The organism is Virgibacillus aidingensis, from assembly GCF_010994035.1.
Classification (GTDB): Bacteria; Bacillota; Bacilli; order Bacillales; family Amphibacillaceae; genus Virgibacillus_N.
The window spans coordinates 205,283-231,365 of the sequence record NZ_WIXN01000001.1; the positions used below are offsets into that span (position 1 = coordinate 205,283).

General features: G+C 39.4%; 27 protein-coding genes and 2 other annotated features. Of the genes, 10 read left to right on the forward strand and 17 right to left on the reverse strand.

Annotated features, from left to right (window positions below; all coding sequences use genetic code 11):
• The first annotated feature begins 243 nt into the window (after window positions 1–243).
• Window positions 244–1,524 (forward strand): glycosyltransferase family 2 protein, encoded by a 1,281-nt coding sequence (locus GHD25_RS01145; protein ID WP_164214501.1) that lies wholly within the window; start codon window positions 244–246, stop codon window positions 1,522–1,524.
• Window positions 1,525–1,878: 354 nt separating this feature from the next.
• Window positions 1,879–2,886, forward strand: coding sequence for a polysaccharide biosynthesis protein (locus GHD25_RS01150; protein ID WP_164214502.1), 1,008 nt, complete (start codon window positions 1,879–1,881; stop codon window positions 2,884–2,886).
• 442 nt (window positions 2,887–3,328) lie between these two features.
• Here the strand turns inward: GHD25_RS01150 and GHD25_RS01155 are convergent, their stop codons facing one another.
• From GHD25_RS01155 to GHD25_RS01165, 3 genes are all read right to left on the reverse strand, one after another.
• A complete protein-coding gene (locus GHD25_RS01155; RefSeq protein WP_240452176.1) occupies window positions 3,329–4,003 on the reverse strand; it encodes a sulfotransferase family 2 domain-containing protein in 675 nt (224 codons plus the stop codon).
• A 222-nt stretch (window positions 4,004–4,225) separates the two neighbouring features.
• Window positions 4,226–5,344: a non-hydrolyzing UDP-N-acetylglucosamine 2-epimerase gene (gene wecB, locus GHD25_RS01160; RefSeq protein ID WP_164214504.1), complete on the reverse strand. Its 1,119-nt coding sequence runs from the start codon at window positions 5,342–5,344 to the stop codon at window positions 4,226–4,228.
• Window positions 5,345–5,678: 334 nt separating this feature from the next.
• Entirely contained in the window at window positions 5,679–7,271 is a 1,593-nt protein-coding gene (locus GHD25_RS01165; protein ID WP_164214505.1) for a glycosyltransferase family 2 protein, read from the reverse strand.
• A 279-nt stretch (window positions 7,272–7,550) separates the two neighbouring features.
• Here GHD25_RS01165 and GHD25_RS01170 point away from each other — a divergent pair, with 279 nt between their 5' ends.
• Window positions 7,551–8,204 carry a sulfotransferase family 2 domain-containing protein gene (locus GHD25_RS01170; RefSeq protein ID WP_240452177.1) on the forward strand — a complete coding sequence of 218 codons (654 nt, stop codon included), beginning with the start codon at window positions 7,551–7,553 and terminating at the stop codon, window positions 8,202–8,204.
• Window positions 8,205–8,368: 164 nt separating this feature from the next.
• On the opposite strand, the gene GHD25_RS01175 is transcribed toward GHD25_RS01170, so the two are convergent.
• Window positions 8,369–9,514, reverse strand: coding sequence for a polysaccharide biosynthesis C-terminal domain-containing protein (locus GHD25_RS01175; protein ID WP_164214507.1), 1,146 nt, complete (start codon window positions 9,512–9,514; stop codon window positions 8,369–8,371).
• A gap of 436 nt (window positions 9,515–9,950) precedes the next feature.
• Here GHD25_RS01175 and sat point away from each other — a divergent pair, with 436 nt between their 5' ends.
• The 3 genes from sat to cysC all read left to right on the forward strand — a co-directional run bounded on the left by sat (window position 9,951) and on the right by cysC (window position 13,793).
• Window positions 9,951–11,105, forward strand: a complete 1,155-nt coding sequence (gene sat, locus GHD25_RS01180) for a sulfate adenylyltransferase (RefSeq protein WP_164214508.1) — start codon at window positions 9,951–9,953, stop codon at window positions 11,103–11,105.
• Between the two features lie 294 nt (window positions 11,106–11,399).
• On the forward strand, window positions 11,400–13,178 hold the full coding sequence (locus GHD25_RS01185) for an SLC13 family permease (protein ID WP_164214509.1): 1,779 nt from the start codon (window positions 11,400–11,402) through the stop codon (window positions 13,176–13,178).
• Between the two features lie 12 nt (window positions 13,179–13,190).
• On the forward strand, window positions 13,191–13,793 hold the full coding sequence (cysC, locus tag GHD25_RS01190) for an adenylyl-sulfate kinase (protein WP_164214510.1): 603 nt from the start codon (window positions 13,191–13,193) through the stop codon (window positions 13,791–13,793).
• A gap of 191 nt (window positions 13,794–13,984) precedes the next feature.
• On the opposite strand, the gene GHD25_RS01195 is transcribed toward cysC, so the two are convergent.
• From GHD25_RS01195 to GHD25_RS19855, 4 genes are all read right to left on the reverse strand, one after another.
• Window positions 13,985–14,197, reverse strand: coding sequence for a hypothetical protein (locus tag GHD25_RS01195; RefSeq protein WP_164214511.1), 213 nt, complete (start codon window positions 14,195–14,197; stop codon window positions 13,985–13,987).
• A 13-nt stretch (window positions 14,198–14,210) separates the two neighbouring features.
• The gene (locus GHD25_RS01200) at window positions 14,211–14,540 is read right to left on the reverse strand and encodes a DUF2642 domain-containing protein (RefSeq protein ID WP_164214512.1); all 330 of its coding nucleotides are present in this window, start codon (window positions 14,538–14,540) and stop codon (window positions 14,211–14,213) included.
• A 228-nt stretch (window positions 14,541–14,768) separates the two neighbouring features.
• Window positions 14,769–15,197 carry a spore coat protein gene (locus GHD25_RS01205; RefSeq protein WP_164214513.1) on the reverse strand — a complete coding sequence of 143 codons (429 nt, stop codon included), beginning with the start codon at window positions 15,195–15,197 and terminating at the stop codon, window positions 14,769–14,771.
• A 24-nt stretch (window positions 15,198–15,221) separates the two neighbouring features.
• Entirely contained in the window at window positions 15,222–15,557 is a 336-nt protein-coding gene (locus GHD25_RS19855; protein ID WP_240452168.1) for a spore coat protein, read from the reverse strand.
• Between the two features lie 21 nt (window positions 15,558–15,578).
• Between GHD25_RS19855 and GHD25_RS19860 the strand changes: the two genes are divergently transcribed.
• Window positions 15,579–15,833 (forward strand): hypothetical protein, encoded by a 255-nt coding sequence (locus tag GHD25_RS19860; protein WP_240452169.1) that lies wholly within the window; start codon window positions 15,579–15,581, stop codon window positions 15,831–15,833.
• A gap of 132 nt (window positions 15,834–15,965) precedes the next feature.
• On the opposite strand, the gene GHD25_RS01215 is transcribed toward GHD25_RS19860, so the two are convergent.
• Window positions 15,966–16,181 (reverse strand): spore coat protein, encoded by a 216-nt coding sequence (locus tag GHD25_RS01215; RefSeq protein ID WP_164214515.1) that lies wholly within the window; start codon window positions 16,179–16,181, stop codon window positions 15,966–15,968.
• A 676-nt stretch (window positions 16,182–16,857) separates the two neighbouring features.
• Window positions 16,858–17,187, reverse strand: coding sequence for a four-helix bundle copper-binding protein (locus GHD25_RS01220; protein WP_164214516.1), 330 nt, complete (start codon window positions 17,185–17,187; stop codon window positions 16,858–16,860).
• Between the two features lie 144 nt (window positions 17,188–17,331).
• On the opposite strand from GHD25_RS01220, the gene GHD25_RS01225 reads away from it, so the two are divergent.
• Window positions 17,332–17,541: a heavy-metal-associated domain-containing protein gene (locus GHD25_RS01225; RefSeq protein ID WP_164214517.1), complete on the forward strand. Its 210-nt coding sequence runs from the start codon at window positions 17,332–17,334 to the stop codon at window positions 17,539–17,541.
• A 102-nt stretch (window positions 17,542–17,643) separates the two neighbouring features.
• On the forward strand, window positions 17,644–18,315 hold the full coding sequence (locus GHD25_RS01230) for a response regulator transcription factor (RefSeq protein ID WP_164214518.1): 672 nt from the start codon (window positions 17,644–17,646) through the stop codon (window positions 18,313–18,315).
• A 50-nt stretch (window positions 18,316–18,365) separates the two neighbouring features.
• Here GHD25_RS01230 and GHD25_RS01235 read toward each other — a convergent pair whose 3' ends face one another.
• Entirely contained in the window at window positions 18,366–18,782 is a 417-nt protein-coding gene (locus tag GHD25_RS01235) for a cupredoxin domain-containing protein (protein ID WP_164214519.1), read from the reverse strand.
• Window positions 18,783–18,998: 216 nt separating this feature from the next.
• Here GHD25_RS01235 and GHD25_RS01240 point away from each other — a divergent pair, with 216 nt between their 5' ends.
• On the forward strand, window positions 18,999–19,199 hold the full coding sequence (locus GHD25_RS01240) for an SHOCT domain-containing protein (RefSeq protein WP_164214520.1): 201 nt from the start codon (window positions 18,999–19,001) through the stop codon (window positions 19,197–19,199).
• A gap of 59 nt (window positions 19,200–19,258) precedes the next feature.
• Here GHD25_RS01240 and trpA read toward each other — a convergent pair whose 3' ends face one another.
• The 6 genes from trpA to trpE all read right to left on the reverse strand — a co-directional run bounded on the left by trpA (window position 19,259) and on the right by trpE (window position 25,158).
• Window positions 19,259–20,062 carry a tryptophan synthase subunit alpha gene (gene trpA, locus GHD25_RS01245; protein WP_164214521.1) on the reverse strand — a complete coding sequence of 268 codons (804 nt, stop codon included), beginning with the start codon at window positions 20,060–20,062 and terminating at the stop codon, window positions 19,259–19,261.
• Complete coding sequence (gene trpB / locus GHD25_RS01250; protein WP_462943504.1) at window positions 20,049–21,242, reverse strand: tryptophan synthase subunit beta; 1,194 nt, start codon at window positions 21,240–21,242, stop codon at window positions 20,049–20,051. The genes trpA and trpB overlap by 14 nt, the downstream gene beginning before the upstream one ends.
• The gene (locus tag GHD25_RS01255) at window positions 21,235–21,858 is read right to left on the reverse strand and encodes a phosphoribosylanthranilate isomerase (RefSeq protein ID WP_164214523.1); all 624 of its coding nucleotides are present in this window, start codon (window positions 21,856–21,858) and stop codon (window positions 21,235–21,237) included. The genes trpB and GHD25_RS01255 overlap by 8 nt, the downstream gene beginning before the upstream one ends.
• Window positions 21,859–21,865: 7 nt before the next feature.
• Window positions 21,866–22,648, reverse strand: a complete 783-nt coding sequence (gene trpC, locus GHD25_RS01260) for an indole-3-glycerol phosphate synthase TrpC (RefSeq protein ID WP_164214524.1) — start codon at window positions 22,646–22,648, stop codon at window positions 21,866–21,868.
• On the reverse strand, window positions 22,649–23,674 hold the full coding sequence (gene trpD, locus GHD25_RS01265; RefSeq protein ID WP_164214525.1) for an anthranilate phosphoribosyltransferase: 1,026 nt from the start codon (window positions 23,672–23,674) through the stop codon (window positions 22,649–22,651). It lies immediately after the preceding gene.
• A 74-nt stretch (window positions 23,675–23,748) separates the two neighbouring features.
• The gene (trpE, locus tag GHD25_RS01270; RefSeq protein WP_164214526.1) at window positions 23,749–25,158 is read right to left on the reverse strand and encodes an anthranilate synthase component I; all 1,410 of its coding nucleotides are present in this window, start codon (window positions 25,156–25,158) and stop codon (window positions 23,749–23,751) included.
• Between the two features lie 88 nt (window positions 25,159–25,246).
• Window positions 25,247–25,566: a binding site (T-box leader), on the reverse strand.
• 41 nt (window positions 25,567–25,607) lie between these two features.
• Window positions 25,608–25,853 (reverse strand) — a binding site (T-box leader).
• Window positions 25,854–26,083: the final 230 nt, after the last annotated feature.

Sequence of the window (26,083 nt, forward strand, 5' to 3'; positions counted from 1 at the left end):
TGTCAGGTATTTATATCAAGTGCTTATGCCGATCACATCATGAGAAATACGTAGAAGTGTTAGAACATGGCTGTCACAAATGGTAAAACGGTCATTAAGTAGTATAAACATGAGGGGAAAACACTTGAAATCCGTTTAAAGTATTTCATGTGGCTTTTCTTTTTTATGTATCTGGTTACAGTTTTTTTAGTTCTTACATCTTCTATTTATTCAGGGAAAAAAACTTAGAAAGGAGCATTCCAATTGAAGGATATCACTGCTGTGCTTGTACACTATTCTGATAAGAAGTTACTTGATAGAGCGCTGCAATCATTAAAAAACGTCGGGGAGAGACTGGAGTCAGTTATTATTCTGCAGAAGCCGAGCTTGCCATTGCGTATCCTTGGAGAATATGCATGGATTGAACAAATGGAATGTATTTATGTTGAAAATCAGGATGCAGGGGAAACACTGAATAAAAAAATCAATTTGATCCGCAGTGATTATCTGCTATTACTTCATGATACGGATTACCTTTCTCCTGGTATAAAAGCTGATTCCCTTTATTTACCCCATTCAAAAAAAGTATTAGTGACCAGCTGCTGTAGCCTTAATCAAGCAGGACTGCCGCATCCTTTACTCGTACGCACTTCATATCTTCAACAACATCAACTTCTGCCGGATACCCAGATCCCGTTTAAAGAAGCTCTTTTCCCTGCCTGGCTATCCACAGTAGACAATTCATTCAAATCATTTAGTCAGGGTATGATCAGTTCAGTAAGGAAAAATAGCACTACAAATAAAGTTAAAAGGGAGGAAATAATAAAGAAATACAACTTTGTAAAGCCTGATACCGAAGCACCAGCACTTTCTGTCATTATTGCAAATTATAATATGGAAAAATACGTAAATAATGCCATTTCCTCCTGCCTGCTGCAAAGTGTACAGCCGGAACAGCTATTAATTATGGATGACGGTTCAACAGATCATTCCTTTCGACAGCTTAAACATTGGAATGATCGAGAACCGGTCAGGGTTTTTCATAAAAAGAATGGGGGTAAAGCAAGGGCTTTAAATGATCTGCTGCCTCATGTTTCCTCTGAATTTATACTGGAGCTGGATGCGGATGATTGGCTGGATCCTGATGCTGTTTCTGTAATTAAAAAACAATTAAAGTATCTGCCTAAAGATATTTCTGTCCTGTATGGCAATCTGAGAAAGTGGAAGCAGTATGAGGGAGAGGTCCTATTTAAAGGAGTTGCCAAAGGAAAAGCAGTTAACGGGAGAAAAGATCTGCTGTCGTATCGGTTTCCGCTTGGACCAAGAATATACCGGACTGCTTCATTAAAAGAGATCGGTGGATTCCCGGTAATTGCATTTGAAGATGGAAGGCTTTATGAAGATGTAAGTGTATTAAATCAGTTAATAAAGACCTTCGGATTCAAGTATGAAGATTTTACGGTATACAATGTCAGAGAACATAAGGAAAGCATTACAAGAAATCACCTTTCAAGCTGGAATGGTTTTTTAAAGACGCTTCAATAAACAGAGGGGAAGTCAGGCATAGTTGACTTCTTCATTAATATATATTTTAACAATCTGAGATAGCCGGCTAAAGGGGTTATCCACCTCGCAATATAGCACAATTGGACTTCAGCAACTGCCTTTTTTGCCTTACTGTAAACGAGTATCATGTACAGTCTATTATCTTGCTCATAAGTTATAGTATAACCTATTTGGTTTAAGGATGTCAGTGATCAATCAGGGCATGATTGCACATATCAGAAATCTAGTGAAAAAATCATTGTTATCCAAATTACCGGCTGTGTTCAAAATGGATCTATTATATTCCTGAATATATAAACGATAAGTATTACCGCTAGAGGGAGTTGTTTAAATGTGTTTCAGAATACGACAATATTGATTACCGGAGGGACCGGGTCCTGGGGACATGAACTCGTTAAAAAACTGCTGACATTTCAACCAAAGGAAGTAAGGGTATTCTCACGTAATGAATTTGCTCAGGTAAAAATGAAAAGGGCTTTTTCAGATAATCCAATCTTAAAATTTGTAATTGGTGACGTGAGAGATTTTGAAGCAGTAAATGAAGCAGCAAAAGATGTAGATTATATATTCCATCTATCGGCACTTAAACATGTGCCAATATGTGAAGACCAGCCCTCTGAAGCTCTAAAAACCAATGTAAATGGTACCGAGAATATTATCAAAGCAAGTTTAAATCAAAAGGTTAAAAAAGTCATTGATGTTTCTACTGATAAGGCTGTTGAGCCAATCAATTTTTATGGACTAACAAAAGCAATTGGTGAAAAATTAATTACCCAGGCTAATCAATTGAGCAATCATACACGTTTTACTTGTATTCGCGGCGGCAATGTTATTGGGACAAATGGCAGTGTGATCCCTTTTTTTAAGGAACAGATTGCAACTCATCATGCGGTTCCGTTAACTTCCAGGGGTATGACACGCTTCTTCCTGACGGTTTCCCAAGCTATTGATTTATTGATACACGCATCCGAACAGGCGATTGGCGGGGAAACGTTTGTCATGAAAATGAAAGCCTGCAGCATTGTTGATCTGATTGAGGTTCTTGAAAAACATTTTGCCACAAAAGATATTGTAATAAATGAGATTGGAGTACGTCCGGGGGAGAAACTTCACGAGGTGTTGGTATCCCATGCAGAATCCCGGAACACCTATAAATTTGATGAAAACTACTATGTCATTTTACCTGAAGATGCTTCAGCATTTGTGAAGAAAAGATACGAAAATTTGCCAAGAGTCACCTTTAGTAAATATCAATCCAACGATGAATTAATGTCCAATGCCGAAATTGAACAAATTCTGATGAAAGCAAATGTTATCGAATCAACATCCCGTAAACGATAAATGAGGAAAATCCCCTGTCACTAAAATAGTAGCAGGGGATTTTTTTAATGCTATTAGACGAAGTTACACATAAGTGATTTATTCCTTCTTATGTATATTAAAAGGCTCAAGCGAAGCATTTCGGATTTTGGTTATGTCGTTTATCATTCTACTAAAAGTTACGGTTGTATAGTATCCATATTCTACAATTATATTATTGGAGAGAAAGGTATATCGCGGTAGGGCTTACTCGCCAGTTCAGATTTAGGCCCCTAATTCACCACGGGTTTTCACGTTTTTGCAGACATGAATGAAAGCAAAGGTTGGAATAATAATTTACCAGCAACTGGATCAGTCGCTGGTACTGGGGCTGGGAACATATTATTTAGAAGGGTATTTTTCCGGGTGAAACAATCGATAAAATTATTTTAATTGGAACCACCCTAAACCCGGAGTCCCCGTATTATAAATTAAGGGATTTCATCCAATCTTCAAGCTCGTTTCTTAACTTGTTATCTAACGCACTTAAACGATCTTCAAAATCTTTTTTGGCCCATTGATATAATTGTATATCAAGGTGATTTGCCTTTTTTATTATTTCCACAGTTTCCTTCGGTATCGTCTCCTTTTTTGGCCTGCCGGTGTTTACATTAACTGCTGAGTAGTGGATATCTTCCCACCCCAAAGTCTTTTTCATTAAAAATACAGATTCTGCAAACATCTCTGTGATACCAAAAAAACCAAAAGTTTTTAAATGATTAATTGCCTTTTCTAATTCAGGTTTTCCTCCAGTGATATAGCGTGTTTGCATATTAGCATACCACCCTGATTGTGCAAATTCCTCTAAGCTGTATCTTTCTACTTTTTCACTCTTTAAAATATCTTTAGCGTAATAATAATGTGAGATTACACGTTCAACTGGATCTCTCAGCATGGTAACATAAATATGAGGGGCCAACTCTTCGTGCTGACCATAAAATGTGTGGCCTAACACACATTTTATGTTATGGTTTATTTTAGCTGCTGTGTTTTGTTCCGGAAAGCCCATCCTGAATATTTCATGTGAATCGTACTGGCTGCTTATAATGGAAATTAATGAGCCGCCTGCTGTTTTGGGTATATGCACAAAGATTAACATTTTAATCACCTATCTTTTTATTGGGTTAAAATACTACTTAGAATATGAACGAACAGAATCGAAAGCAAAGAACATTTTATTCATTGAATGCTGGAACGGGAGAAAACATTTTTGATTTAGAACCATTCCGTCATTTTTTGCAAACTTCTTTTTCCGGCGATTTTAAATGAGAGTAAGGAAGCAATTTCTTAATAAGCGAATAGAACGTCTGCTCATTACTGTTCACTTTTTCCAAACATTTCTATTTACTATTTTAGTGTAGCTTTCAATTATTTTAACCACTTTTAACGATACGTTTTTGTCATTATAGTCAAGTGGCTTCACATTGTCCCCGCTGTCTAATTCAGTAGCTAGTTCTATAGCTTGTAAAACCTCTTTTGGGGTAATGCCGCCGATAACGATAGAACCTTTATCAAGAACTTCCGGACGTTCGGTACTTGTTCTTATCAATACAGCCGGAAAATTAAGAATGGAAGATTCTTCACTTAGTGTGCCGCTGTCTGAAAGAACACAAAATGCATTTTGCTGGAGTTTATTATAATCAAAGAAACCAAAAGGCTTTAGAGATTGAACTAATGGATGAAAAGTTACATTCCGTTCTTGGATTTTCTTTAAACTTCTTGGATGGGTGGAGTAAACAACCGGCATATTATACGTTTTTGCCACTGTATTTAAGGATTCTGTAAGACTGGCAAAATGATTGGGGTCATCAATATTTTCTTCACGGTGTGCGCTCACTAATATATATTTTTTCTTATCCAGTTCTAACCTTTCGAGAACATCACTTTTCTTAATCTTTTCCATATAGGTAGCAAGCACCTCAGTCATTGGCGAACCAGTAACAAATATATATTCTTTTGGAATTCCTTCACTTAATAAATAACGGCGGCTGTGCTCTGTATAAGGCAGATTGATATCACTGGTGTGATCAACAATTTTCCTGTTTATTTCCTCTGGGACATTCTGGTCAAAGCAGCGATTTCCAGCTTCCATATGAAAGATAGGAATCTTTAATCGTTTGGCAGAAATGGCAGATAATGTGCTGTTGGTATCACCTAATATTAATAAGGAATCTGGTTTTTCTTTTTCCAAAACCTCATAAGTTTTGGAGATAATATTCCCGATAGTATCACCCAGATGGCTGCCAACGACATTCAAGAAATAATCAGGTTCTCTGATTTCCATTTCCTCAAAAAAAATTTTATTAAGATGGTAATCCCAATTTTGTCCTGTATGAACCAGAATATGATCAAAATACTTATCAAATGCCTTTATCACAGAAGATAAACGCAAAATTTCGGGTCGCGTCCCGACAATAGTCATTACTTTTCTCTTTTGCATAAGAAGTTACACCTCGTTACATTACATTTCTGGATTTTTTGGATAGAGGTATTTCATATCCCCGGCAAGCCGTTTATTTCGTATTAATTTATTTGCTCAATCCCCGGGTTTTCATTTATACAGTCATCGCTTCTCATATAGAATTTTAAATTCTGCAGTATAACCCAAAAGTGTACTTAACAGTTTTTCAATTGTGTTTGTCCTGACATGTATGAAACAAACATAATTTGGGTCTGGATGTTTCTCTGGTACCGGCTCTTATAATCTATTGATTTCGTGAATTGTAATTGTAAATTTCCATTTCTGCAGGCAGTGCTAATGTTTTAGAGTGTATCTAATAATCCGGTCCCAGAAACTCCCGCAAAATCCTTTGTTTTTCCTCGTTATCGGTAATTGTTCTTCCGATTAAATTTAGTGGTTCTCCTTTTTTATTTCTCCAAATATGTTTTTTTTCATCCTCGAAGAAGAAAGCTGAATTAGATTTGTGCGCATGATTAATATAAACCCGGTTTTTAATAATTTCATGTGGAAGCCTTATGGCTCCGGTCCATATTCCGGTTTCTGACGGTTGGAAAATATCATGTCTTACCCCCTTTAAATAATCTGTTACTTTATAGATTAAACAATTAAATGAACTTGAAAAATTATAATACTCTCCAAGTTCTTCTGTAAGGGAATTATAAATATAGCCATTTTGACAAATTAAAACTTTCGTTTGAGGAGCAGGTTTATACTGATAAAGCTGTTCTATAAAGTTTCTATGATATGCATCATCGCTGTGGAGATGGAGTTCATAGAAAAATTTATAGCCGTCCAGTGTTTTTATCACTGCTTCTTCATATTCACTGCTGGAAACAAACCTAATATTAAAAGGGAGATCGGGGAAGTTTTTCAATGCCTTTTCAATAAATTGTCTGGAGCTGTCGTGGTACACAACAAATGCAAGAAAGTTTTGGTTGGATTGGTTAGTGAGACTTTTTAGAGTGAAATCCATGAAAATAGCAACCCTTTTATTGATCCATTCTTCTGTAAGGTGAGCATTTTCTTCGGGTTGATCCGATTCAACCTCTTTGGGTAATGTCTGCTGGACATTAAGATTATTAAACGGGATATATAATATAATCCGGTTATTTGCAATCGTCGGACCGGAGAGGGAACGTTTTTTAATAGACTTTTCATATAAACGGATCTTAGCCCTGCGTTTACGGGCTTCCTTTAATATGAGCCGCAATCGCTTATTTCTTCTTTTATTTTTTTCAAAGGAATTTTTCATCTGCAACGAGTTACTGTAAGGTGAATTAAGTCTGAAGGCCATAAGCTTTTTCGGTATGAATGTGATGTCGCAATGTTCGGTTAAACGTAAAAAATAATCATAATCCTCCACTGGCATAAATCGATAACCGTCTATTTTTTGTGCGAAAACTTTCTTATACATGAATGCATAACCAATAAAATACTCATTTATTAATTTTTCTTTTGGCTGGTTCAGGCGTTTATTCCATGAGTTTGTTGCTTTATGCTGTATCCCGCCGTCATTTAATAAATCAAAGCTGCTGTATGCCAAACCTACTTGTGGAGGCGAATTTTCCAATCGTTCTCTCAATACCCCTGCAAATTCAGGATAATAAATATTGTCGCTTGATACCCACGTCAAGTAATGGATGTTTGTTTTTTTCAGCAAAAAGTCAAATCCAATATTAAGGGCAACATCGGTTCCTCTGTTTTCTTCTCTTTGAATTACTGTTATTCTAGAATCTTTTGAGGCATATTCTGCTGCAATGCTATCTACATTAGGTGTCATTCCATCAATGACGATCACCAAATGAAAATAGGGATACTTTTGATTAATGATTGATTCTATTGCCTCTTTAAATATGCTGCTGTCCTGTCTATAGACAGGCATAACAATCCCTACGTCTGGTTCCATTTACATCGCTCCCTATATATACATACTATAAAATAAGTATATTCGGGCAATGCGCTTTAGAAACGGCGCAAACCTAGTTATAAATGAAAGATTTCAATTACGGGTTTTTAACTAAAATTTCAAAGCGTCCCTAAGTAGACAATAATATTGCTGAGCAATTTGTCTCTGACATTTTCTCTCCGAATGCATATCTATAAATAAATAGTACTTCCTTTTTAATTTACAGCTAAATAATGTAAATAATAGTTTAAACAATTGGAGGTTAACAAGTTGAATATTATGGATAATTTGTTAATATTTATGCATATCCCTAAAACCGGTGGAACTACATTAAGCTCAATTATTCAAAAGCAATACAATAGAAATGTAGTGCTTACCGGAAATACAGACATGAATGTGAAAGATATTGAAAAATCCAATTCTCTCATGGGACATTTTTACTTTGGCATACACCATCAATTTTCAAAACCTTGTACTTATATAACTATGATGCGTAATCCCGTTGAACAAGTTATTTCTTTATATTTTTATATTAAGGAAACAGAATTACACCCATATCACAACGAGGTAAATAAAAAGAGTTTCACTGAATTCATTAATTCTAAAGAATATGATTTTAGTAATCTGCAAACCAGATATTTTTGCGGAGGATCTTCCCCCGATCTGGCTCAGGCTAAGGAGACAATTAATAAGCATTTCTCTGTTGTTGGAATAGCTGAAATGTTTGACGATTCTCTCTCTTTGATGAAACATCGATTGGGGTGGAATAACATTGAATATCACAAAGAAAATGTCAACAAAAACCGGCCTTTTAAAAAAGAAATACCCGCAAACTACTTCTCCAATATAATACAAAATAACACCCTGGATTTAGAATTATACAAGTATGCAAAAGAGAAGTTAATAAATGAAATTGATGCGATGAAGGAATAGGTTATTCAAAGTAATGCCTAAAGAGGTATTGTTTATTGGCAATACCCCTTTATTTTAGCATGCATTCCGCCTGCTTTTGCGTTAAAGATAAGGAAAGTTATTTGGTTTGGGATAGGCTGCTGAAAAGAATGTCTCTTTTAAATGTATATTTTAATCTAGTAAGGCTATTTCCCATCCTTTTCCTCAGTGTCATTTTGTTGGACGTTCATGAAAAAGGTATCCGGGTTATCCGGATCAAAAATTTCATTGGCCCAAAACAATACAACCATCTCCCCGTCAGATATATTTTCAATCGAATGGGTGTACCCGGGGGGGATGTCTACCATTTCAATGTTTTGGCCAGATACCGTATATGTGATCACTTCTTCGGAATCAATCTTTCTTAATTTAATGGCTGCATCTCCTTTTATAACACAAAACTTTTCTACTTTTGTATGATGGTAATGGTTTCCCCTTATGATCCCCTTTCGTGAGGTCGACATAAATACTTGGCCTGCCTGCTGTGACTTAATTAATTCAACCAGACTGCCTCTTTTATCCTGGTGTACCGGCAACGTATAAGAGAAATTATTCTCATCCAAATAAGACAGATAGGTGGAATACAAGTATTTTGTAAATTTATCAGACAGGTCAGGAATAATTAATGATTTTCGGCTGTTCTTAATTTCGTATAGCTTGTGAGCCAATTCACTTATCGTTGTATAAAAAGTTTGATCAATATGGTGATAAAATTTCTCTTCTGTTTTTTCCTTAGCAAGACAACCTATAAAATTTTCTGTAACATCGTCAATATATGCAAGCTCCAATACTTTTTCTGCATCATGGATTTCAATTTCTTTATCATGGGAAATTTCGTGGCAAAAGGTAGCAACAACGGAGTTATAATGTGGTCTGGCCCACTTGCCGAAGACGCCCGGCAGCCGATATATATAAACATCTGCACCTGTCTTATCACTGTAATTTTTTAACACTTCCTCGGCAGCTTTTTTACTTAATCCATAAGGTGTATGAAGTGCTGCTTTGGAAGAAGAGGAAAAAATAATTTTCGGGTTTTTTTTCTTTTCTATTAAATAGTTAACAATCAGTTCAGTAAGACCAGTATTGACCCTTGCAAATTCCGCATTTTGTTGTGGCCTGTTTACTCCCGCCAGATGATAGATGACATCTGATTCATTTAGATATTGATAAAGCTGCGTTAAGTCATCACCGCGATGATATTCTTTAATGGAAACTCCTTCCTCTCTGTGCAGCCTATTAATCAGATTTTTACCGATAAATCCGCCTGCACCGGTAACTAGTACATTGATCATAACAATTTCCCCCGTTTAGTTTATAGTTTTTGAAATTAGTCCGGTCAATCGTTTAATGCTATAAATGACCCTTCTGCATAATATGTGAAATGTGAAGAGATGTTCACAAAAAAATATACGGCTGTAACTCTATATAAAAGAGGATATAAACCAATGGCAGATTTACGCCTCATCGCGAGATATTGAGAAGAAGGAATAATTCAGTTCAAGTGTGATAGAAAAATAGCATTAGTAAGCAAAATGCCTTTTCCACTGTCATGAAAGCCGAATTAGGTATGCGTGGTTCCAACTTATTATTTAAACAATATGATAGTGTATCAGTAGTTTTATTAATAACTGATATATGTAACTCATTCCTAAATAAAGTAAATTAATAGTTAAATTTCAAAAACCTATGGATGAAGTAGGGGAAATGTAAGCACAAGGGGGCTTCCAAATGGTCAATCAACCGCACGGAGGAAAATTAATAAACCGCGAATTAACCGGGCAAAAAAGAAATGAAGTGCTCCGGGACGCGGAAAAACTTCCATCGATAACGGTAGATTCCTGGGTTATTTCTGATCTGGAATTGATTGGAACAGGCGGTTTCAGTCCGCTGAAAGGATTTATGGTGCAGGCTGATTATGAGAATGTGGTAGAGAATACACGTCTTGCAAATGGTACAATATGGAGCATTCCGATTACACTGCCGGTAACAGAAAAAAAGGCTGAAAAGCTGCATATTGGGGAAAGCATTGCCTTAAAAGGAAGTGATGGCATCATTTATGGAACCATCGGACTGGAAGATAAGTATACCTACGATCAGGAGAAGGAAGCAAAAAAAATATATGGCACCACTGATGCGGCACATCCCGGGGTGAAGAAAGTCTATGAAAAAGGAAATGTCTATCTTGGCGGAACAATAACGATGCTTCATCGTCCGGATCACAGCGAGTTTGCACCATATTACATGGATCCAGTGGAAACAAGACGGATGTTTCATAACCTTGGATGGAAAACAATTGTCGGCTTTCAGACACGAAACCCAGTTCACCGGGCGCATGAGCATATTCAAAAGACAGCCCTTGAAGCAGTAGATGGATTACTTCTGAATCCGCTTGTCGGTGAAACAAAATCGGATGATATTCCCGCGTCGGTCCGCATGAAAAGCTATGAAGCCATCCTGGAAAACTATTATGTGAAAGATCGTGTTCGCCTTGCCATCTACCCGGCTGCAATGCGCTATGCCGGACCGAAAGAAGCGATTTTGCATGCCATTGTCCGAAAAAATTATGGGTGCACTCATTTTATTGTTGGTCGGGATCATGCTGGTGTTGGAGATTATTACGGCACCTATCAAGCCCAGGAACTAATAGCAGAATATGAAAAAGAACTTGGTATTCAAATATTCAAATTTGAACATGCGTTTTACTGCATAGTATGCGGAAATATGGCATCTTCGAAGACATGTCCGCATGACAAGAAAAATCACATTCACTTAAGCGGTACAAAAGTGCGTGAACTGCTCCGAAACGGCCAACGTCCGCCAAAAGAGTTTTCACGTCCGGAAGTTGCAGATGTGCTGATTAAGGGAATGCAGGGAAGCGAATAATGAGTCCTCTGTTTTATTTTAACGTTTAAAATTTCCGCGGTATTATCTATGAGGAAAACGAGCTTATTTTCATCTATACTATCCTCCATTAAGTGAAAAAAACTCTATCTTAATAGCTTGTCTAGTAAGACCCTGCATTAAGTCCAGGAGTTAAGATAAAGATTATATCCTCCATGGTAAAGTTACAAAATCTTTCGGCCTCCTCTGTTCAAATCTACTGCAAACTTTAAAATATCCTCCTGATAGGCGAAGTATGTGGATTTTAAACAAACACAAAAAGGAGATTTGGATCCAATGTCGTTTGATATGGTATTTCTTCTCATTTTACTGCTGACCATGTTTGCCGTGCTGATTTTCGAAGTGGCCCGGCCGGACATGGTCATTTTTACAGTATTGATAATTTTGCTGCTATCCGGCATTTTAACAGTGGATGAGGCATTAAGCGGTTTTTCCAATGAAGGAATGCTGACGATAGCATTATTGTTTATCGTGGCAGGAGCTGTACAAAAGAGCGGTTTAATTCAACAATTGATGGAAAAATGGCTTAAAAACAGCCGAACGCTTATCGGTTCCATGCTTCGATTTTTTGTACCTACTTCTGCATTTTCTGCCTTTCTGAACAATACACCAATTGTTGTGACATTTACCCCTATAATTAAAAAATGGTGTGAGGAACGAGGCATTGCTCCATCAAAGTTTTTAATTCCATTGTCATATGCAACTATTTTGGGCGGAATGATCACATTGATGGGGACATCTACAAACCTTGTCGTTCATGGGTTGTTGCTCGATTTTGGAATGGAGGGATTTTCAATATTTACATTAGCTGCCGTCGGTATTCCTGTTGCGGTGGCAGGGCTCATTTATTTATTTACCATCGGATATAAATTGCTTCCGGATAATCAAGGATTTGGCAAGCAAGTGAAAGAAAATTACAAAGAGTATATTGCAGAGATGCATGTGACAAAAGATTTCAGGTTTCTTAACATGACTGTTAAGCAGGCCGGTCTGCGCGAGTTGAAAGGGCTTTATCTTATCGAGATTATCCGCGGGGAGGAGAGGATATCACCGGTCGGATCAACATCGCTTATTCAGTGTGGTGACCGGCTGATCTTCACCGGAATGATTTCAACTATTGCTGAATTGCAAAAGATGAAAGGTCTGGAACTGGAAACAGGTACAACGATTACCCTTGATGACCTTAAAGATGGATCAATAAAGCTGGTAGATGCCATAGTGTCCAGCCAATCATCACTTTTATCCAAATCCATCAAAAAACTGCAGTTTCGATCACGCTACGATGCAGGTATTATTGCGGTAAATCGCAATAATGAGCGGATCAAGAGCAAGATTGGCGATATAGTTTTAAAGCCGGGAGATTCCTTATTGCTTTTGGCAGGTACTGACTTTGTTGAGAAATATCAGCATTCGAATGATTTTTTTGTAGTGTCACCGCTGGATACTCCTGCTTTCCTGAATCAGAGCAGGAAGAAAGGCTGGTTTTCCATTATTATGCTGATTGCAGGGATTATGACGGTAACAATCGGATGGCTTAGTATGTTTACAGCGATGGCGCTCGCAGTATTGGTGTTTTTGGCTGCAAAGATTATCACACCTCAGGAAGCGAAGAAATATATTCATTTCAATGTTTTATTATTGATTTCCAGTTCGTTTGGGATTGGTACTGCCATGAGGAAAACAGGTCTGGCGGAATGGATCGCAAACAGCCTGTTAGGTTTTGGGGAATCACTGGGTCTATTGGCCGTATTATTTATGATTTATGTTTTGACAAACGTATTTACAGAAATTATCACTAATAGTGCTGCAGCTGTGATGATGCTTCCCATCGGAATTGAAATGGCACTTACACTCGCTGTTGATCCGCAGGGTGTAGCTGTACTCATTGCAATAGCTGCTTCGGCAAGCTTTATTACTCCAATTGGTTACCAGACAAATCTGATTGTATACGGTCCCGGAGGCTACAAGTTCAAGGATTACGTTAAGGTGGGGTTTCCGTTAAGTTCATTAGTAATGGTGACTTCTGTTCTTATTATTTATTATATATGGTTTTAGGAGGTAACGTTTATGGCAAAATCGGAAAATATTGAATGGCATCATTCGGAAGTAACAAAAGAGCACCGCAGGCAGCTGAATAAGCATAAAAGTGCAGTGTTATGGTTTACGGGTTTGTCCGGGTCAGGCAAATCAACTATATCGGTTGAACTGGAAAAAAAACTGCATAACGCAGGTATCCGAGCGTTCCGTTTGGATGGAGATAATATCCGCCATGGCTTAAATAAAAATCTTGGTTTCAGTCCGGAAGACCGTAAAGAAAATATTCGCCGCATCGGGGAGGTATCAAAACTGATGGTGGAAGCCGGATTAATGACACTAACTGCTTTTATTTCACCGTATCGCGAAGATCGTGATGGAGTACGTAATTTGCTGGGAGAAGGGGAATTCATTGAAGTTTTTGTAGATGCGAGTATAGAAACATGTGAATTACGTGATCCGAAAGGGTTATACAGGAAAGCCCGTAAAGGTGAGATTAAAGACTTTACGGGGATTGACGCACCATATGAAGTACCGGAAGTCCCCGAAATTATAGTGAATACGGATAAACAGAGCATGGAGGAATCGGTCAAGACGATTATGACTTATTTGAAAAAGAATGGATATATTGAATAAAAATTGCTGAATAGGGAGTTGGCCGGGGGAAGAATTAATTTTAGAAATAACAGTATGAATTATTAAAGGAGAAGAATGGAATCTTGCTTAAGCGTTTGGGATACACCTTAATATCTTATTCCGAAAATAAATACCCTGACTTTTTGTCAGGGTATTTAAAAACTGCGTTAATTTCTCTCCTTGCTATTTATTTATACTGCTGCAGCTGGAAAACGGGCATAATTAATCGCATCTACGGATACATATACTTTTTCATTTTCATACCCGGTGGTCACTTCAATAACCAGAACCAAATCCGGGGTAACATTGGAGAGAATTCCATCTGTCATACCGTTATCGGTAAATACTTCTACAGTTGTTCCAATACGTGTTGCCAACTCGGCAGCAAAAGTATTTTCAAACACACATATCCCTCCTTTACAATTCACTTACTAGTTCGATTTTATCAATTCGGATCAAAACTTGAGCTCCGGAATTTTCAATAACTACGATATAGTCATTTCTTACTGCGATCAATGTTCCGGTTATGACATCCATGGGAGTGGTCACTTGAACCCGTTCATTAACTAAAGATAGTAATACTTCTCTCATTGTAGTAGGACGGGCAGGGGGAGCAGGCGGAGCCGGATCTGGTCTTCTTCTTCCCAAATTTAAATCTACATCAAGATCCAAGCCCGGTAAATCAACGGAAACATCCGTGTTTATACCACTATTACTGTCACTATTATTACCAGTATTATTAATCAAGTTTTGAGACAACTGATTGGCTAATGTCAGTAAGCTTCTCTGACGGTCTGTTAATGGTGACAAAATAATTCATTCCTTTCTATTTAAATTGATTCCAGCTTCTCCACTATAATCAAAAGAGAGCTGAAGAATTCTTATTGAACCCGATAAAAAGCTGGGGAACGGAGAAAGTACCTATACACTCACTTATTCCCCGCTCACTTTCCTTGATTTACATTAAACTTATTTTTAGAGGATATCGAGGCTGATAACGATGGCAACAAGAATTTGGATTAATAATTGAAGGTTAATAGCTATATCCGTATCTCTAGTAACGATATCAACGTCTTTAGATTGCTCTACAATCGTTTTCTGGCGATTGCTCTGTCTATTTCTTGTAACTTGCTTGAGGTCCTGAACTACCTGATCAGCCTGAGTTGAGCTCCCTATAGCAATGCTTAGAACGACCCCAATTGCCACCTGAATCCCAAGCTCTAATGAAACTGCTGCCTGCGTATCGGTAGTTGTAACATTAATATCTTCTGAATCTTTAATGATAATCCATTCAAATGAGTCTTGCTGCGTAGTTATAGACTGTTGGCCTTCCTGAAGCACTGTCTCATCGTTTTGTCCGGTATCATCACAATGATCGAGCGCACGCCATTTTGTTTTTGACATACTATACACCTCTTTTCAATTTTTTTATAAAATATCAATCATGACAACCAATGCTATTAACACTTGCAGCAATGCTTGAATATTGATTGCCAGGTCCGTGTCAGTGGTGGTCACTCTAGCATCTTTTGTATTATAGATAAATATTTTTTGTTTATTTCTTTGCGCTGTGTTTACGTGCTGCAAGAGTTCTTGTGATACACCATCAGCCTGCTCGCTGCTTGCTATGGCAATGTTAATAACCAGGGCAATTGCTAATTCCAAACCGGCTTGAAGGGAAACGGCAGCTTGCGTATCCGTCGTATTAACCTCGATATTGCAGGATTCTTTCACCCAAATTAATTCGGTTGATTCCTGATCCAAAGATGAGACCTGATCGCCATCTTGGAGTACTGTAGCATCTGGATTGCCGTTGAAGTAGTAATCAAATGGGGATTTATGGCTGTGTTCTTTACTTTTATCTTTACTTTGTTCAGTGCATTTACAGCACTTATCGCATTTATGGCATTTATGGCAATGTTTAGTGTCAAACTCGGGCGCTGGTTTGCAACAATGCTCCTCGGATTTCTGCTTGCCCTGAATGAAAAACTGTCTACTTTTTTTGCTGCCAGGACGAGCAGTATCATAGCGTCTATATGACGTCATATGAACACTCCTTTCTTTAGTTATAGAATATACTATTGTTTATTCGGCCAGTAAGATTGTACACATGCACTAGATTAGGAGAAAATAAAAAAAACACCTATTAATAGGTGTTTTCTTTAATAGATGCTAGTCACTTGATTTAGTAATATCGTTATTACCTTTATTGAATTGGTCTACTTGTTTCCTTAAGTCGTTAACCATTTCCCTAAGCATTTGCTTTTGTTCATCACTTATATTTCTTTTCATTTCTTCTGGTTTAATGCCGTTTTTCTTAAATATACTATCCACCATCAATTGAACTACCTTTTCGGGGACGAATGGTTGTTTAGATGAATCATTCATGTCAATTTCTCCTTCCTTCTCCTAATATAGTTACATATTATGGCTGAAAGCGAATATTTGACTATGTTTTTGTCTATGATGCTGCGGGCAAAGAATCTACATATAAAATGGGATAGATATACTATGATATGACACATATATATTAGAGGTAAGGCAAATATAATGGATAACCATTTGTCAGGAGGAGTCATCCTTTGTTTAGCAGTAAAGGTGTGGGAGTATCCGCTGGGGAAAGGGCAAAAATCATCATGACAAACACTTGGTTGGAAATCGGACTAAAAAATTTGCTTTAAACGAAGGAAAAGGTGCCGGGACATAGTTTAGGGTCTGGCAGTCAGTCCAAAAAAATCAAGAGTAGACCGGGAATATCCCTCATGGTCATCATTGGGACAAGCGGAAGATCCGCTCAAACTCCTTTCGCTCTTTTCCCGGTATCTTCTTTGCTGCAGCCGGCTGATGAGTCTCCTCACGTTTGTGGTGCACCAGTGAGATCCTTTCTTCACGCAGGTTTTTACGGTGGGACGAGCATTTCAGCTTGGTTCCGGGAATCTCCGTATATTACCGGGGCTGGTAAGTCGTTTGTTAAAGGATTTTCTCCATGTAAAGATCGGTATATATCCCGGCCCCTTTGCCTTTAGACCAAGGCAAGGGGCAATACATGTGTATACTTTAATGATTAAGCCGCCAATTCCCTGCACGCTTCCATACAGCGAAAGCAAGCGTCGGCACATTGCTGGCAATGGTCATGATCATGTTTCCGGCATTCCATACCGCAAGCTTCACAAATATCTGCACAAACTTTAGCCAATTGGGCGGCAAAAGGTGTATCCCGGATTAAGGCCTGTTCCAGAAATCCGCACATATCTGCACATTCCCGGTCAAGTCGAATGCAATCCCGCATCATATCGATTTCGTCCTCCTTTAAACAAGCATCATAACAATGGTTACATGCTTCCATACATTTATGCAGCACGTGTATTGTATCTGCATATTTTTGATGTGCCATGACTTATCCCTCCAATTTTATATTTATAATGAAGCTTCCCGCAGAAAATTAAACATAAACTTATGAAAATTTGACCCATGTCAAATTATTCTTTCAGAAAATAATTTATACTGGAGATACAATAGAACTAAGGAGGAATGGACAATGCAGTCTGCTGAATTTCAATTGGAACCATTGTCATGTCCGTCTTGTATCATAAAAATGGAGCGGACTCTGGAAAAGAAATCCGGGGTAGAGGAAGCGAGTGTTTTATTTAACTCGGGTGTAGTAAAAGTGAAATACGATGAAACGGAAGTATCTGAAAAAGCATTACAGGAGATCATCGAAAAGCTTGGATACCCGGTAGTTGCTTAAAAAGCTGCTCTTTAAGCTTAGGGCAGCTTTTTCCACGCTTTATCTGCTGCAGGGAAATTTTAAAGTGAACTTTCCTCATATGGAAAACAGGAGGCTTTGAAAATGGCTGATCATATTTTAGTAATTCATGAAAAACAGCCTATTCTTGATATTTGGGCTTTTTATTTACAGCATCACGATTATACTTACCATCTGGAGCAGCAAATAACTTCTGCAATATCGTATCTAGAGAAACACCACACTGCTGCAGTTATACTGGATATTAATATTTTAGAGAAAAACAGCTGGGGTCTTTGCCGGGAGATAAAACAGATTCAGGATGTACCATTAATCATTATGACTGCATGCAATGAAAAGAAGCTAATTATGAAAGCAATTCAAGAAGGTGCAGATGATTTTGTAATTAATCCAATTAACGAAAGTGATCTTTCAATGCGGATTGATGTTTGGATTTCCAGAAGGAATATAGCCCCCACGGTGGAAGTGAATGGTTTGTGCTGGCAGGAAGATTGCCATAAATTAATTTATCATGATCATCAGATTAAATTAACACCGAAAGAGTTTCGAATTATTGGATGCATGATGAAGCATCCTAATCAGGTTTTTGCCAGAGAGCAGTTGATTGAAAAGCTTTGGGGATACCGTTCCAGTACAGAAGGAAGAACGATTGACTCGCATGTAAAAAACATGAGGGATAAAATACGTGCCTCCGGTTTTCCTATAGATCATCATTTTAAAACAGTTTGGGGTGTCGGATATCAATGGGTCAGTTAATTGTTTAAAACCAGGCTTCAATCAATTGAAGCCTGGTTTTGTGTGAAGCATTAAACTACAACCAGTGTTACAACCATATCATCATGGCCCTCACCGCAAAACACATTACAATAAATCTCGTATTCGCCCGGTTCTTCCGGTATGAAAGTTGCCTCGCCATCACCTTCAATATTTACATCAAATTCATCAATCGCAATACCATGATGACCTTCTTCATTCGTATGCGTGATTGTAACTTCTTCCCCTGCCTTTACTGTATAAGCATCTTCATCGCCAAATGAAAAGTTTGTTGATATAAGGTTAATTTCATTCACTGTATCTCCGGAAACGGCTGTATCTTCCGTTTGCTCCGCAGTCTCATTAGCAGTATCTTCTGCTTCTGTACTTGCATTGTCATCATCTCCGCCACAGGCAGCCAGTGTGATCAGCAATCCTATAAATAAAGCGGTTAATAAAAATTTCTTCATTTAAATCCCCTCCATAAATGTATGTTTTTACTATTACAATAGTAATTATAAGAAATAAGTATCCATAATTTATGGAGAACAGATGACAAAAAAATGAACATGGGACAGAGGGACAGGTTTACTGTCCCAGTGGGACGGTAAACCTGTCCCTCTGTCCCAAAGCAAAGGTTATATTTTAGCGGAAAAAGGTAATGGTAACAACAAGGAGGTATTCATATGTGGCCTTTACCGTACTCTGTACGAATAGTACTCACCATCATTGTTCTGATCGTGCTCATTATCATCCTCATTCGTTTCACAAGAAAAAAATCGGAGACTTCGGCCAGGGACTCGCTCGTGATTATGAAAGAAAGAATGGAGAGGGGAGAAATAAGTGAAGAGGAATATGAGGAAGCACGGAGAAAAAGAGGGAAATAAGCGGAAGAAGCGGATCTAAAAAAGGCACTGACTTCCGAATTGTCAGTGCCTTTTTCCTGTTACTTTAAAACAGATTCAGAATTCCGTTTTTTGGTGCTTTCTGCGATCAGCTTTTTAATCTCTCCGGTTTTCCCTTCATGAAATAACTCTACAATCTTACTGCCGACGATTACCCCATCACAATAGGAACCTAACTGTTGTGCCTGCTCGCTGTTGGAGACGCCAAAACCTGCCAAGACAGGAGCAGTGCTTAATTCTTTTAGTTTAGTCAAATAATCTTTTACTTCCTTATCATGCATGCTTCTTGCGCCGGTCGTTCCCATCACGGATACGGCATATAAAAACCCATCCGATATGGCAGCAAGCTTTCTCAGGCGATCCTTCGAACTCGTTCTGGCAGCCAGCCGGATCAGTCCGAGGGAATGCCTTTTAAAAGGAATAGAGATGAGCTTCTCTTCCTCTAGCGGCAAATCGGGTATAATGGCACCGTCCACACCTGAGGCTGCACAATCCGCTGCAAATTTCTCCGGTCCGTACTGTAAAACGGGATTAATATAGGTCATGAGTATAATCGGCACGCTTCTTTTTTTTATGCTGTTTTTTAATGTGCTGAGTACTTTTTCAAGTGTCGTGCCCTCCTGGAGCGCCCGTATTCCAGCTTCCTGAATCGAAGGGCCATCGGCAACCGGATCGGAAAACGGAATGCCAAGTTCAATGGCCGAGGCATTGCTATCCTCTAAAAATGCAATACGTTCTTCCAGAATATTCAAACCGCCGTCTCCTGCCATGATATATGGGACAAACAGTTTTTCGTTATTGGAAAGCTTCTTCTGGAAGGTGCGATTTAAATTATCTATTCCCATGTTCGTATTCCTCCAATATATGTTTGACCTGTTCCGCATCTTTATCACCCCGGCCGGAAAGACAAATGACAATAGATTCTTCCGGACTCATTTTTTCTGCCTGTTTTAATGCAAAAGCAACAGCATGGGAGCTTTCCAGAGCCGGGATGATCCCTTCCGTTTTTGATAAAGTCTGAAATGCTTCCAAAGCTTCTTCATCTGTAATGGCAGTGTAAGTGACACGCTTTGCTTCGTGCAGATAGCTGTGCTCGGGACCCACTCCCGGATAATCCAGCCCTGCGGAGATGGAAAAGGCTTCCTGAATTTGTCCATGATCATCCTGGAGCAATTTCGTCATCGTTCCATGGAGCACGCCTGTTTTTCCATTCAGGGCATTGGCATGTTCCTCAGTATGAGTGCCTTTTCCTCCTGCTTCTACACCAAATAATTTCACGTCTTCATCTTCAATAAAAGGATAAAACATTCCCATGGCATTGCTGCCGCCTCCGACACAGGCAACAACCACATCGGGGAGAGTTCCGTTTTGCTCCAGCGCCTGCCGCCTCGTTTCCCGGCCAATCACTGACTGGAAGTCCCGTACGATCTTGGGAAAGGGGTGGGGGCCAACGACGGATCCGAGAATATAGTGGGTATCATTTACGCTGCTTACCCAATATCGGAGGGCTTCATTTACCGCATCTTTGAGCGTTCCGCTGCCGTTTTTCACACTGCGCACTTCTGCTCCGAGGAGTTCCATGCGAAATACATTCAGTTTCTGTCTTCGAATATCTGCCTCACCCATGAAAACAATGCACTCAAGACCAAGCAAGGCACAAACTGTAGCCGTAGCAACACCATGCTGGCCGGCACCGGTTTCCGCAACGATTTTTTTCTTGCCCATCCTCCGTGCAAGAAGTGCTTGCCCAAGGGTATTATTGATTTTATGGGCACCGGTATGATTCAAATCTTCCCGTTTCAAGTATATATTTGCTCCCTGTATTTTTTCCGTAAGGTTTCCGGCATGAAAAAGCGGAGTTTCTCTGCCGACATATTGGCGTAAGTAATCATGGAATTCATTTATGAAATCAGGATCATTCATGGCATTTTCGTATACTGTTTCCAATTCCTTCAGGGCAGGCATCAAAGTTTCGGGTACAAACCTCCCGCCAAACACGCCGAATTTCCCTTCTATATCAGGCATTGTATATTTTTTCAATGGGACTGCCTCCTTTGGCATTTTGAATAAATTTTCTTATTTTTTCCGGGTCTTTCACACCGTCTGTCTCTACACCACTGGAGACATCCACACCGGCAGGCTGAACGATGTCAATGGCCTGTTGCACATTTTCAGGAGTAAGTCCCCCTGCCAGTATAACGTTTTGTTTTGGTACATTTTTGGCCAGCTTCCAATCAAAGGTCCTGCCGTTTCCTCCCCGGTATTTCCCGGCAGGACTGTCGATGAGAATAAAATCATAATGCCGGGTCTCCTTTATTTTTGAACACAGGCTATCTGCTGGAAAGGATTTAATCACTTTGGTACGAAGTTTTTTCGCGACGGAAGGGGCTTCATCTCCATGCAGCTGGATATAATCCAATCCTGTAAGCTCGCTGATTGCCTGCATTTTTGCAATGCTTTCATTTACAAATACTCCGACAGTTTTTACGGAAGGAGGAAGGGCGCGTGTGATGATGGCTGCCTCTTTAAGTGTAATTTGGCGTTTGCTTGGCGCAAATACAAATCCAATCATATCTGCACCGGCTTCAGCCGCCTTCTTTGCCATCTCTGTGGAAGTAATACCGCAAATTTTGACGAGCATAAGCTGATCAAACTCCCTTCACATGTTTTTTTGCTGTCAGCATTTGAAATGTTTTATTCAAATTATCTGCTGCCATTAATGTTTCCCCGACAAGGACAGCATCCGCACCCGCATCTTTCACATGGAGAATATCGGTATTGTTTTTTATGCCGCTCTCACTGACAAGGATGGTATCCGGATTTGTTGCCTGTGCTGCAAGCCGGCTAGTTGTATTCAAATCTACCTCAAATGTGTTGAGATCCCGATTATTGATACCAATGATATCAAAACCATGTTTCAGCGCTGTCCGCATTTCTGCTTCATTATGAACCTCGCACAAAACTTCCAAATCCAACTTCCGGCAGTGGTTATACAGTAACTCAAGTCTTTCTTCCGGCAATGCAGCTGCAATGAGCAAAATAATATCTGCCCCCGCAGCTTTCGCCCGGTCTATTTGAATCGGATGAATTATAAAATCCTTGCATAGGACCGGTAAGTCGACAGCTTCTCTTACTGCACGCAAATCATCCATCGAACCGCTAAAAAAATGACGGTCAGTTAATACGGAAATGGCCGATGCTCCGTACTCCTCATATTTCTTTGCCTGGTCTGCAGGGTTGACATCAAGCTGAATATTCCCTTTCGATGGAGAAGCACGCTTGATCTCTGCAATTATTCCCATATCATCGGATCGGCTAATAATTTTTTTGAAAGTTGTAGCTGCTCTTTTATGCTGCTGTTGAAACGTTTGACCGAGAAGTTCGGCTGCTTCTTTCTCTTTTTGAACCAAAATTCTTTGCAAAATGGACATTCATATCACCTCTGATGGAATTTTTCTGCTGTATTGAATGAGGTTTTCCAATTTCTCCATGGCACGCCCGGAAGCAATACTTTCTTTTGCCATGTCAACCCCCGAAGAAATGCTTTCCGCTGTTCCGCCTGCAAACAAACCAATCCCTGCATTGAGAAGAACGGTATCCAGGTATGGCCCCGGCTTACCTTTCAGCACACTTTTTGTAATAGCCGCATTCTCTTTGGCATTCCCGCCGCGAATCTGTTCATTTGTGTATACAGGTAACCCGACTTCTTCCGGGTGAAGAGTAAAAGGTGTTAATCTTCCTTGATCAAGCAAAATCAAATGATTCTCGCCTGAAAGTGATGCTTCATCCAATCCGCCGGCCCCGTGCAGTACAATTGCCCGTTTTCTTTTCAGTTTCCTCAATGCCTCTGCCATCAGCGGAAGCAAGTCATACCGGTAGACACCAATTAACTGAGTGTCAAGGTCAAACGGATTTGTTAATGGGCCAATTGCGTTAAAAATAGTTGGCAGTCCCAAATTTTTTCTAACCTTTGTAAAAGGCTTCAGGCCTTGATGCACATGAGGTGCAAACAGAAAAGATATATTATTGCTGCTGAGTGTTTCTTCCATATGCTCCCGGCTGAATGAAAGGGATACACCCAAATGCTCCAGCACGTCGGCACTTCCGGCTCTGCTTGATATACTTCTGTTTCCGTGTTTGGCGACAGGGATTCCGGCACCTGCGATAACAAAAGCAGCGGTTGTACTGATGTTAAAGCTGTTGGATTGATCACCGCCTGTACCGCAATTATCCATTATGTTTGGAAGAGGGCTGGCATTAAATGCGGATTTGGAACGGATTACTTCAACCAGTCCGGTTAATTCATCAGCCGTTTCTCCTTTTATTTGCAGCGCTGTTAAAAATGCAGCAATTTCTGCGTCGTTTGCTTCCGGACTAAAACAATGCAGGACTGCCTGTTTCATTTCCTCTACTGTCAAATTTTTCTGTGCCATCAATTTTTCCAAATAAATTTTCATTGATAAACTCCTTTCTAATCTTGTGTGATTCATTTGGATGAATCAGAGATACCCAGAATATACTGCCCGGATTACTAATTTAAAGATATATTTTCACTCACTTCCATTAAGGACCTTGCTTTATGCATCGTCTCTTCAAATTCTTTTTCCGGCACCGAATCGGAAACAATCCCGGCGCCTGCCTGTAAATAGGCATGGTTATCTTTAATGACAAGGGATCGGATGGCCAGGGTGACATTAAGGTCATGGCTGTAATTGATATAACCGATCCCCCCTGCATACACCCCGCGTTTTTTCTCTTCCAGATTATTAATGATCTGCATGGCCCTGAGCCTCGGTGCTCCGGACACAGTGCCGGCAGGGAGGCAGGAGATTAATGCATCAAAACTTGTATGATTTTCTTTTAAATAACCTCTCACTTCCGAAACCATGTGCATGACATGTTCGTATTTTTCCACTTCCATTCTGGTTGGAACCTCTATGCTTCCTGCCTTACAGATGCTTTCAAAGTCTTTTAAACTTAAATCGATAAGCATTTCGTGTTCGGCAATTTCCTTTTTATCTGCCAGCAACTCACATGTTAAGATGTCGTCCTCTCTTTGGTTTTTGCCGCGCGGCCTTGTGCCGGCAATAGGATTTGTCATAATTTCTTTTCCTCTCGTTTGAATCAGGCTCTCCGGTGAAGAACCGAGAAGAATGTAGGATTCAAAATCAATATAAAACATATATGGAGAGGGATTGGACTTTCTGAGCATCCGATAAAATGAAAAAGGATCTCCATCCATATTCGCTTTCATGCGTTGTGATAAAACAACCTGCAGGACCTCGCCCTTTTGAATATGTTTTTTTGCCTGATGCACTTTGTTTAAAAAATTTCTTTTGGAAACCTCTGGCTGAAATTGCAGTTTTTCCTGCCTAATGGGCTGTTCGCTTTTTGGTTCTTTCAGCTTTCTGTTTAAATGTTCCAGACGTTTCTCCAGCAGATCATCTGCTTCACCATCCGGGTTTACGGCTATCAGGTAAATTTCTTCTTTTTTATGGTCGAATACGACAATGTTTTTAAAAAGCATAAAATGAATGTCAGGCATGTTTATGTCATCCGGCAAGTCTATGCCAATGTCCTCATAGCTCCTGATCGTGTCATAGCCAAAGTAACCGATGGCCCCGCCATAAAAAGGGAGGGGAAGATCAAGGTTGATTTTTGGCAGCTGTTTTTCCAAATAGGTGAGCGGGTGCTGTTTAACGGTTATTCTCGTTTGTTTTTCATGATGAATGGCAGCAGTATTTTGTCCGCTCCCCATTATTTCCTGGTAAGGATCCGCGCCGATAAAAGAATATTTTCCTTTTTTATCGTGATGGACGGTACTTTCAAGCAGGAATCTTTTTTTTCCGGTCAACCGGTTGAAAATAATAATCGGGGTTAACGTGTCGGCATTTTGCTTTTCAATTTTGTATGGGGTGCTCGTTCTGCCTGAAACCGGCATATGTTCATCTCCTTTTAAAATATATTTGTCTTCCCCTGAAAAAGAAGGGGAAAAAAAAGTCCTCTATAAACACCTGATAATTGTGTTTATAGAGGACGATCCTGACCGCGTTGCCACCTCATTTGAAAAGAAAAAAGTTTTTTTCTTTTCATCTCTATTCGGATACGGAGCTGTTTATTGTGCAGCTTCCTTGCCTGTGACATAAATATTGCCGTCACCAAACCGGCTGGATGCTTACGTTTGCTCGATATCCTATCCGTATAACGGCGGAGCTCCGTGTTTCCATACTATGATTTCCGGAAACCTCTTGTAAGTCCATTCAGTTTACGGTTACGTACCGGAATCCCACCGCCACCGGCTCTCTAAAACGCACGTTATAAACCTACTTCTCTTACTTAACGATTTATAGTATTTAAGTTTTTCCGTAAAACAAAAAGGCCCCCGCCTTAAAAAAGGACGAGGGACCGTGGTGCCACCTTTATTAGCTGAATACAGCTCACTTTAGCAATATCAAGCAGGAATGCTTAATATTCGTCTCGTATAACGATGAGACCTGATCGCCAAAGCCTACTGTTCTATAAGTTCGGTTTGGAAGCTCGGAAGTCCATTCATCTACTGTCCCACACTGATTTTCACCAGCCATCAGCTCTCTTGGAGTGTTCAGGTAGATTACTCCTCTTCTTCATCGCTTTTATTCGTATTGGAGATTATAATAAAGGAAATTTTCAAAGAAGTCAACCCCTTTCTTATAAAAAAATTTATATCTGGTGGCCGGACTGCGCTCACTGCCATAAAGATATGTCATTTGTCGGATTTACCGTATGAGTTTGTAAATGAATGCAAAAAGGTTACAATATACCTATCTGAAACTTGGCGTACTGATTTGATTGACGAAATGAAAGAATTGATGTTTTTGCTGTCCGGC

Excerpts from the sequence above, each read along its gene's own strand:
- trpD (WP_164214525.1), bottom strand. The coding sequence starts at position 23,674 with ATGAAAATTTATTTGGAAAAATTGATGGCACAGAAAAATTTGACAGTA.
- GHD25_RS01165 (WP_164214505.1), bottom strand. The coding sequence starts at position 7,271 with ATGGAACCAGACGTAGGGATTGTTATGCCTGTCTATAGACAGGACAGC.
- GHD25_RS01205 (WP_164214513.1), bottom strand. The coding sequence starts at position 15,197 with ATGTCAAAAACAAAATGGCGTGCGCTCGATCATTGTGATGATACCGGA.
- trpC (WP_164214524.1), bottom strand. The coding sequence starts at position 22,648 with ATGTCCATTTTGCAAAGAATTTTGGTTCAAAAAGAGAAAGAAGCAGCC.
- GHD25_RS01225 (WP_164214517.1), top strand. The coding sequence starts at position 17,332 with ATGCAGTCTGCTGAATTTCAATTGGAACCATTGTCATGTCCGTCTTGT.
- trpB (WP_462943504.1), bottom strand. The coding sequence starts at position 21,242 with ATGCCTGATATAGAAGGGAAATTCGGCGTGTTTGGCGGGAGGTTTGTA.
- trpA (WP_164214521.1), bottom strand. The coding sequence starts at position 20,062 with ATGGGAATAGATAATTTAAATCGCACCTTCCAGAAGAAGCTTTCCAAT.
- GHD25_RS01170 (WP_240452177.1), top strand. The coding sequence starts at position 7,551 with ATGGATAATTTGTTAATATTTATGCATATCCCTAAAACCGGTGGAACT.
- GHD25_RS01155 (WP_240452176.1), bottom strand. The coding sequence starts at position 4,003 with ATGTTAATCTTTGTGCATATACCCAAAACAGCAGGCGGCTCATTAATT.
- GHD25_RS01230 (WP_164214518.1), top strand. The coding sequence starts at position 17,644 with ATGGCTGATCATATTTTAGTAATTCATGAAAAACAGCCTATTCTTGAT.
- cysC (WP_164214510.1), top strand. The coding sequence starts at position 13,191 with ATGGCAAAATCGGAAAATATTGAATGGCATCATTCGGAAGTAACAAAA.
- GHD25_RS01235 (WP_164214519.1), bottom strand. The coding sequence starts at position 18,782 with ATGAAGAAATTTTTATTAACCGCTTTATTTATAGGATTGCTGATCACA.
- GHD25_RS01255 (WP_164214523.1), bottom strand. The coding sequence starts at position 21,858 with ATGCTCGTCAAAATTTGCGGTATTACTTCCACAGAGATGGCAAAGAAG.
- trpE (WP_164214526.1), bottom strand. The coding sequence starts at position 25,158 with ATGCCGGTTTCAGGCAGAACGAGCACCCCATACAAAATTGAAAAGCAA.
- GHD25_RS01215 (WP_164214515.1), bottom strand. The coding sequence starts at position 16,181 with ATGAATGATTCATCTAAACAACCATTCGTCCCCGAAAAGGTAGTTCAA.
- GHD25_RS01185 (WP_164214509.1), top strand. The coding sequence starts at position 11,400 with ATGTCGTTTGATATGGTATTTCTTCTCATTTTACTGCTGACCATGTTT.
- sat (WP_164214508.1), top strand. The coding sequence starts at position 9,951 with ATGGTCAATCAACCGCACGGAGGAAAATTAATAAACCGCGAATTAACC.
- GHD25_RS01220 (WP_164214516.1), bottom strand. The coding sequence starts at position 17,187 with ATGGCACATCAAAAATATGCAGATACAATACACGTGCTGCATAAATGT.
- GHD25_RS01175 (WP_164214507.1), bottom strand. The coding sequence starts at position 9,514 with ATGATCAATGTACTAGTTACCGGTGCAGGCGGATTTATCGGTAAAAAT.
- GHD25_RS01240 (WP_164214520.1), top strand. The coding sequence starts at position 18,999 with ATGTGGCCTTTACCGTACTCTGTACGAATAGTACTCACCATCATTGTT.
- wecB (WP_164214504.1), bottom strand. The coding sequence starts at position 5,344 with ATGCAAAAGAGAAAAGTAATGACTATTGTCGGGACGCGACCCGAAATT.